The sequence below is a fragment of the Methanobrevibacter sp. genome (assembly GCF_030539875.1).
GTDB lineage: Archaea > Methanobacteriota > Methanobacteria > Methanobacteriales > Methanobacteriaceae > Methanocatella.
This window is the reverse complement of the sequence record NZ_JAUNXI010000002.1, coordinates 109,802-118,293: the sequence shown is the minus strand read 5'-3', so window position 1 is coordinate 118,293 and position 8,492 is coordinate 109,802. Positions and strand designations below refer to the sequence as shown.

The 8,492-nt window shown below is 32.6% G+C and carries 5 protein-coding genes; 4 read left to right on the top strand and 1 reads right to left on the bottom strand.

Translation table 11 applies throughout. The features are described from left to right. The 4 genes from Q4Q16_RS01435 to Q4Q16_RS01420 form a co-directional block, all read left to right on the top strand. A partial coding sequence (locus Q4Q16_RS01435; protein WP_303345656.1) for an Ig-like domain repeat protein occupies positions 1 to 3,409 on the top strand: 3,409 nt, incomplete at its 5' end. A gap of 122 nt (positions 3,410 to 3,531) precedes the next feature. After that, positions 3,532 to 5,358, top strand: coding sequence for a threonine--tRNA ligase (locus Q4Q16_RS01430; protein ID WP_303345655.1), 1,827 nt, complete (start codon positions 3,532 to 3,534; stop codon positions 5,356 to 5,358). A gap of 57 nt (positions 5,359 to 5,415) precedes the next feature. Beyond that, entirely contained in the window at positions 5,416 to 6,657 is a 1,242-nt protein-coding gene (locus Q4Q16_RS01425; protein ID WP_303345663.1) for a bifunctional 5,6,7,8-tetrahydromethanopterin hydro-lyase/3-hexulose-6-phosphate synthase, read from the top strand. Between the two features lie 49 nt (positions 6,658 to 6,706). Beyond that, positions 6,707 to 6,979, top strand: a complete 273-nt coding sequence (locus tag Q4Q16_RS01420) for a zinc ribbon domain-containing protein (RefSeq protein WP_303345654.1) — start codon at positions 6,707 to 6,709, stop codon at positions 6,977 to 6,979. A 5-nt stretch (positions 6,980 to 6,984) separates the two neighbouring features. On the opposite strand, the gene Q4Q16_RS01415 is transcribed toward Q4Q16_RS01420, so the two are convergent. Then, complete coding sequence (locus tag Q4Q16_RS01415; protein ID WP_303345653.1) at positions 6,985 to 7,824, bottom strand: phosphoserine phosphatase; 840 nt, start codon at positions 7,822 to 7,824, stop codon at positions 6,985 to 6,987. Positions 7,825 to 8,492 lie beyond the last annotated feature (668 nt).

Here is an 8,492-nt window from a genome sequence, read left to right as displayed (position 1 = left end):
TGTGAAGTTCATTAATAATACTGCGGTTACTCGTGGTGGTGCGATTTACTCTGAAGGTAATGTTGCTGTGAATAAAGCAATTTTTGATGGTAATGATGTTACTTTCCGTTCTAAGAATGTGGATAATGGTGGTGCTGCCATTTATGCTCTTGGTGGTAAGTTAACTGTTGCTGATTCTAATTTCACTAATAATCTTAAGGATTATGTTGTTAGAGGTACTGACGGCAAGACTGGTGATTTGATTAATGCTATTATTACTACTTCTGCTGTTACTGAGATTACTGGTTCTAGGTTTGTTAATAACAGTGGATGTTATGGTGGTGCAATTTATGCTGCTGTAATTGATGGTGTGGGCACTCCAAGTTTGGTTATCAGGGATTCTAAGTTTGTAAATAATACTGCTTATGCTGGTACTATTCATATTGAGGATATTAAGTATGAGATTTCTGATTCTGTCTTTGATGGTAATAAAGCGTTAGGTTATGGTAGTGTTGGTTATACTGCTGCTGGTGCGGCTGTTACTGCAATGTATCCTGGAGCTAACGGTTTGGTTACTAATTGTACTTTTACAAACAATAGGGTTTCAAGTACTGATACTCCTAAAGGAGGTGCAATCGTAGCTCAAAATGGTAAAATCCGTATTGTTGATTCTAAATTTGAAAACAATTCTGTTTTCGGTTCTGAATTAGCTTATGGTGGTGCTATTTGCGGTGATTCTTCAGTTGAAATGATTATTGAAAAGTCCAATTTCACAAACAATGCTGCTGCTAAAGGTGGTGCAATTTATTCAGATGGTAAATCATTAAGCGTATCCAATTCTAATTTCAAGGATAATAAAGGTATTGGAACTATTTATAACAATGCTGAATTAACATTAGCAGGAAATAAAATAGAATCAACCGATTTTGGAATAATTAATGATAAAGGTACTGTCACTACAACAATTAATGCTATCTTCTTAGAAAATAAAACACTTTCTGCAGAATTAGGTGATGTTGTAGAACTTAGAGCTACTTTAACTGATGATAATGGAAATGCAATAAAAGATTACAATTTCAAATTCTCAGTAAACGGAAAAACAATTGGGGACATCACATTTGATGATGGAGTATACACAACTGAATATATTATTGAAAATGCTGGTGAAATTGTTATTTCCACTGATTATGTGGCGGATAATTTAGTAAAACTCATTGGTATTTATGAAGTTCCTAAAGCGCATATCACTGAATTTAAAGTATATGTTAATAAAAACGAATTTGAAGTAGGGGAAACTGTAACCGTAAATGTAATTTTACGTGGTGTAAATGACCTTGGATTGAATGGTGATGTTGTTGTAATTTTAAATAATGTCCCATATACCGTAAAAGTAAATAATGGTATAGGTTCATTTGACGTATCTGGTTTGGCTTCTAACACTTATGCTGCTTTTGCTTTCTTCAATGGTGATGATAATTATATTGGTCCTGTATTTGATAATGTAATATTTAAAGTGATGGAACCGGATTATATCATATCTATCTCTGTTGATGATAATGTTAAAGTTGGTGATGATGCTACTGTCAAAGTAAGCATTCCTGGTGCTTCCGGTGTAGTTAAAATAATTGTTGATGGTGCTGGCACTATTATAACATTAGATGAAACCGGAAAAGCAGAATACATTATTCCAAATATTGCTGCTGGTGAACATTCAATTATAGCAATATATGATGGTGACGAAACCCATAATGCAGTTTATAACAGTGCTGTTTTGAATGTTGCTAAATTTATTAGTGAGGTTAGTGTTGTTGGTGGTAATGTTGTTGTTGGTCAGGATACTGTGATTAAGGTTAGTGTTACTGACGGTGCTACTGGTGTTGTTATGATTGAGGTTGCTGGTGCTTATTATAGTTTAGATCTTTCTGAGTCTGATGAGATTAGTATCAGTTTGCCTGTTGGAGAGTACAGTGTTGTTGCTAAATATATGGGTGATGACAAGTTTGATTCTTCTGTGTCCAGTCCGATTACTGTTGTTGTAGCTGATAAGCAGGTTGCTCATATTACTATTGAGGCTGCTGATGTTAAAGTTGGTGAGGATGCTACTGTTAGTGTAAGTATTCCTGGTGCTTCTGGTGTAGTTAAAATCATTGTTGATGGTGTTGAATCTGTTGTTGATTTAGATGATGATGGTAAGGTAAGTCATGTTGTTTCTGGTCTTGCTGCTGGTGAGCATTCTATTGTAGTGGTTTATGATGGAGATGCGAATTATAAAGGTGCACATGACAGTGCTGTTTTAAAAGTTGCCAAATTTGCTAGCGAAGTTGCTATTTCTCCAAATGTCGCAGGTCAGAATATTGTTATTGATGTTGATGTTAGTGAGGGAGCCACAGGTTTGGTCTTAATTAAGGTTGGAGATATTTATTATGCTTTAGACCTTTCTAAATCTAATAAATTAAGTCTCAATTTACCTGCTGGCGAGTATGCGATTGTTGCTAATTATGGTGGTGATGATAAATTCAATCATTCTGAATCCAGTCCAATTACTATTGTTGTAAAAGATAAACAAGTAACACCAATTACTTTAAATGTTGCCGACATCAAAGTAGGTGAAACAGGTATTGCAAGTATCACATTAGCAAAAGATGCTACTGGATCTGTAGTTATTTTTGTTGATGGCAAAAAGGTTGACACTGTTGATGTTGTTGATGGCAATGCCATTGTTTTATTGTCTAACTTAAGTGCTGGAAACCATGTTGTTGAAGCGAAATATTCTGGTGATGAGAATTATGCTTCAGTTTCCGATTTAAAAACAATGTCAGTATCTAGAATAGATACTGTAATTGTTGTTGATGCTACATTTACTCGTGTTGCGAATGATTGGAGTGCTGGTGAAAGAGGAGCATTGTTCTATGCAGTATTGAAAGATGCTAATGGAAACCCATTAGTAAATAAAACAGTACAAATTGCAGTAAATGGTCCGATTTATAATGTAACTACTGATGAATATGGTAGAGCAGGATTGCAAATTAACCTTGCTGCTGCTAATACATACACTTATGCATTAAGCTTCCAAGGTGATGATATGTATAATGCTGCACCGATTGCTTCATCCAAGTTGATTCTCACCAAGAAGGCAACAACAATTAAAGCAACTGATAAAACATTTAAATCAACTGCAAAAACAAAAACTGTAAGTGTACAACTAACAACCAGTAAAAACCCGTACGACGGTAAAACATACCTCAGTGCTGGTAAAAAAATTACCTTAAAAGTTAATGGTAAAACTTACACAGCAAAAACAGATAAAAATGGAATTGCTAAATTTAATATTAATTTAACTAAAAAAGGTAAGTACACAGCATCAATTAAATTTGCAGGTGACAACACATACAAAGGTTCATCAAAATCTATAAAAATAACAATTAAATAGAAGAGTACAACTCTTCTATCTTTTTCTTTTTTTCCAAAACCTAATTTTTACAAATGCTTTAAAATTAGCTATTTTTATATAATATTAAAACTAAAATTTAAATTATAATATATGGTGGTTAAATGAGAATTTTATTAATTCATTCTGATTATTTAAATTATAATGTAAAAAATAAAACACCTGTCGCTGAAGAAATCGAGGATGTTAAAAAAGAAGGATCCTTTGACGACTCTTTAGTAGTATTTACAGCTGTTGAAAAAGACGATGAGAATAATCCAGAAGGTATTGTTAAAAATTTAGTCAGTGAAGTTAAAAAAACTAATGATCAAGTTAAAGCCGAAAATATAGTATTATATCCCTACGCTCACTTATCTTCTTCATTAAGTTCTCCAAAAGTTGCCGTACAAATTTTAAAAGATGCAGAACAAGCTTTACTTTCAGAAGACTTAAATGTAAAAAGAGTACCTTTCGGATGGTATAAGGCATTTGAAATTTCATGTAAAGGTCACCCATTAAGCGAACTTTCAAGAACTATTGCTGCTGATGATGCACAAGAAGCTAAAGTTGAGAGAAAACCTTCAAAATGGCAAATCCTTGAAGGAGATAAAATTACTCAAATCAAAGACTTCAAATTTGAAAATCATGCTTTCAAACAACTTGTTGATTATGAATTAGGACAAGGCGCATCTGATGAAGGCGAACCTCCTCACGTTAAATTAATGAGAGAAAAAGAAATATGTGATTACGAATCCGCTTCAGATGTTGGAAACCTTAGATGGTATCCAAAAGGTAGGCTAATAAGAGATTTGCTTGCTGATTATGTTTATAACCTTAGTGTTGATAATGGAGCAATGCCTATTGAAACTCCGATTTTCTATGATTTGGACGACGATGCAATTTACCAGCATGCATACAAATTTGGTGAAAGGCAGTACAGAACCGATACTAAAAAGAATTTAATGCTTAGATTTGCATGCTGCTTTGGAGCATTCAGAGTAATGGCAGATTCATACTTAACTTGGAAAAACTTGCCTGCCGGAGTTTATGAATTATCTACCTACAGTTTCCGTTATGAGAAAAAAGGTGAAGTTGTAGGTCTTAAAAGATTAAGGGCATTTACCATGCCTGATTTCCATTCATTCTGCGCAGATGTACCTGCATCACTTAAGGAATTCTCAAAGCAAACTGACATGTGTATGCAGACAGGCAAGGATTTGGATTTGGACTTTGAAGTAATTTTCAGAGCAACTCAGGATTTCTTTGAAGAAAATGAAGAATGGATGTATGAAATAGCTGAAAAATTCCAAAAACCTATTTTACTTGAAATCTTACCTGAAAGACATCATTACTGGGTATGCAAAATCGATTTAGCAAATATTGATGCTTTGGGCCGTCCAATTGAAAATCCGACTGTTCAAATCGATGTTGAAAGTGGTAAGAGATTCGGTATTTCTTACTTAGGTGAAGATGGGGCTCAACATAATCCAACAGTTTTGCACTGTTCACCGACTGGAAGTATTGAAAGGGTTTTATGTGCAATGCTTGAAAAAACAGCAATTGAATTAAATGATAAAGCTCCGATGCTGCCAACCTGGCTAAGTCCGATTCAGGCAAGAATCTTAACTGTCGGCGAATCCCATAAAGAATTTGCAGAGGAATTATATTCAAAAATCAATGATTCAAATATCCGTGTAGATGTTGATGATAGAGATGAAAGCGTAGGTAAAAAAATCAGAAATGCCGCTAAAGAATGGATTCCTTACATCTTTGTTGTTGGAGATAAAGAAGTTGAATCTGGTAAATTCCAAGTAACTGTTCGTAAAACCGGTGAAAAAGTTGATATGACTGTTGATGAGTTAATTGCTGAAATCAATGATGAATGTGAAGGAAAACCTTTCAGAAGATTACCTTTACCTAAAGATATCTCAAGAAGGATTAACTTCCAATAAATAATTATATTTATAAATAAACTAATAACTTAATATGGAGGAAATTTAATGGACCCAATGTATAAAATAGGAGAAGCTCTTATTGGAGATGGCCCTGAATTAGCACACATTGATTTATTAATCGGTGATAAATTTGGCCCTGTTGGTCAGGCTTTTGCTAATGGTTTATCAAACTTATCTGTAGGACACACTCCTTTAACAAGTGTAATTAGACCAAATTTAATGACTAAACCAGCTACTTTAATCATTCCTAAAGTAACTGTTGGAGATTTAGAAGATGCAGGCAAAATATTTGGACCTGCACAAACTGCTGTTGCAAGAGCAGTAGCTGATGCAGTAGAAGACGGATACATTCCAAAAGAAATTGTGGAAGACATCGTGATAAATGTAAGTGTATTCATAGATCCTTCTGCTAAAGATTACAGAAAAATTTATCAATACAACTACGGCGCAACTAAATTGGCTATCAGAAGAGCAATGGAAGATTATCCATCTATTGACAAAGTATTGGCAGAAAAAGACCGTGGAACTCACCCGATTATGGGATTCAAAGTCAAAAAACTTTGGTCACCACCATACCTGCAAGTTGCACTTGACTTAGATAATGAAGCGGCAATGGAAAAAATCATTAATGATCTGCCTGACAACGACAGGATTTTACTCGAAGCAGGTACTCCGCTCGTTAAAAAATTCGGTGTCGGAATTATCGGAAAAATCAGAGCATTACGTCCTGATGCATTCATTATAGCTGATTTAAAAACTTTAGATGTGGGTCGTGTAGAAGTTAAAATGGCTGCAGACGAAACTGCTGATGCAGTGGCTATTTCCGGTCTTGGTACTGTTGAATCTATTGCAAAAGCCATCCATGAAACTCAAAAACAAGGAATCTATTCAATCCTTGACATGATGAACGTGGCTGAATTTGAAGAAAAGTTAGCTAAACTTCCTGAAGGATTAAAACCGGATATTGTTTTATTACACAGAAATGTTGATATGGAAACCTACAGAGCAGAACATGGTGAAGATACAAGCGACATGACTGAATGGGGTAATATTAAAGATATTAAAGCAAAACTCGGTGATAAAGGACTTATTGCTGTTGCTGGTGGTATCAAACCTAACAATGTTGAAGAAGCTATTAACAAAGGTGCAAACATCATTATTGCCGGCAGATACATTATCGGTTCTAGAGATGTAAGAAGGGCTGCACAAGACTTCTTAGAACATTTCGACCCGGATCCTGACAACATGAGACTTGCTATGGATGAAGATGAAAATATTGAAGTGAAAGACGAGTAAATTAGATTTATTCTAATTTACAACTATTTTTTTTAATGGAGTTTTTATTATGGGATTTTGCAATTCATGTGGCAGACCAATTGTAAAAGCAGATTATGGAACCAATAAGGATGGAAGTTTAAATCCGGAATTTTGTTGTGATTGTTATCAAAATGGTGAATACACTGAACCGGATATAACTCTACAGGAAATGATTATAAGAAAAACAAGGGAAATGATGGATAAAAATCCGAGATTATCCGAAACACAAGCAACTGGTATTACAGCGTTTGTTATTCCTGGACTTAAGAGATGGAATCCTGAGTTTCAGGATGATTACTAAACTTTTTACTTCCCGTTTTTTAAAATAAATTCTTTAACTTTGTTTGCAATAAATTCGTTATGGGATTTTGTGGACTTGACTTTATACAATTCTTCTTCCAACTCATTGAATCTGTCAACTAACTCATTATATTCTAGACGAAGTGAATCATATTCTTTTTCTAAATTTTCGTTCATTTCATATATTTCGGCATAGTTGGTTCTTGTGTTGAAACTTTCTTGTTTTAACTGGTCATATTTAGTTGAAATTTGATTGTAACTGTCTTTAATAGTTGCATGTTCGTCTTTTAAGTTAGAACATTTGTTTTTAAGATTCTTATTTTCTTCTTTAATGCTTGTATATCTAGTTTTCAGGTTTTCATTTTCAATTTTAATATTGGTAAATTTTGTTTTCAGGTTTTCATTTTCAACAATTAACTTGGAATGCTTATCTTTTATGTTTAGGTTTTCCTGCTTTAATGAGTCAATGTTACTTTTTTTCATTGATTTGTATTCATCTTCAATGTCTTTTAAAGAATTGATTTCATTTTTTAATTTTTCAATTTCCTTTTTGTATTCTGAAGTAAAGTCTAAATTTTCATCAATCTTTTTTTGCAACTCTTCCACTTCCTCAACATAAAAATAATTAGCGACTTTTAAAAATTCAATTTCTTCTTCTAGGCCCTTGAAATTTTCAATTTCGTTATTTGGAATAATTAAAACTTCTTCTTTGTCCTGATAAATATCTTCATTTTTTGGAATGGTGATTTGTATTTGTTGAGTAGTATATTTCTTCTGCTCGCCGCTTTTAAGCGTCCGCTTATACTCCCGTGAATATTTTTTTACAATACCATTTCCAGTTTTCATAATCATCCCTTTATATAGTATTTTAATATTTATGTTTTAGATATTATAAATATATCTAGTTTCAAAAATGGAGGGGTGAATTGAAATATTGCTATGATTGTTTTTTTTAGATTATAAAGACTCTTTTATTTCTTCAAACAAAAAAATACCTAGTAATTGTACCAATCCAATTTGTTTCATTATTTGTAGAGCTCCATATTCGAAGTCACTGCTTTATAATTAATGCTGGAAAGGAGGTATTATTTGAATATTACATGTTCAGAATATTTTTTTCGAATTGTATTACTTTTTAATTTAACTAATAATTTATTATTTCTTATAATTGCTAAAAATATAACAAAGTTACTTATTACTTTTTTAAAAAAGACTAAACCTCTTTTTATTTTAGTTTTTAATAAATTTAGGATATATTTCAGTAAATAACTCCTTTATTATAATGTTTTTAGTTAATTGACATATGTATGTTAATATGGGAGGTAATGATTTTATAATTAGGTATTTCCATGTGTTAAAATAATGAAATAGTAATACTTTTTTATAATTTTAATTAACTTTAGTAATAACTATATTTATATGTGTATTACTTTAACTTTTAAAATGTATTCATATGATTAATTTTTTCATATTATGTGTATTTACTTATGAATACAACTGAATTTAAAGAAAAA

What these genes read in the sequence shown, in the direction of transcription:
- Q4Q16_RS01420 (WP_303345654.1), top strand. Translation starts at nt 6,707, where the DNA reads ATGGGATTTTGCAATTCATGTGGCAGACCAATTGTAAAAGCAGATTAT.
- Q4Q16_RS01415 (WP_303345653.1), bottom strand. Translation starts at nt 7,824, where the DNA reads ATGAAAACTGGAAATGGTATTGTAAAAAAATATTCACGGGAGTATAAG.
- Q4Q16_RS01425 (WP_303345663.1), top strand. Translation starts at nt 5,416, where the DNA reads ATGTATAAAATAGGAGAAGCTCTTATTGGAGATGGCCCTGAATTAGCA.
- Q4Q16_RS01430 (WP_303345655.1), top strand. Translation starts at nt 3,532, where the DNA reads ATGAGAATTTTATTAATTCATTCTGATTATTTAAATTATAATGTAAAA.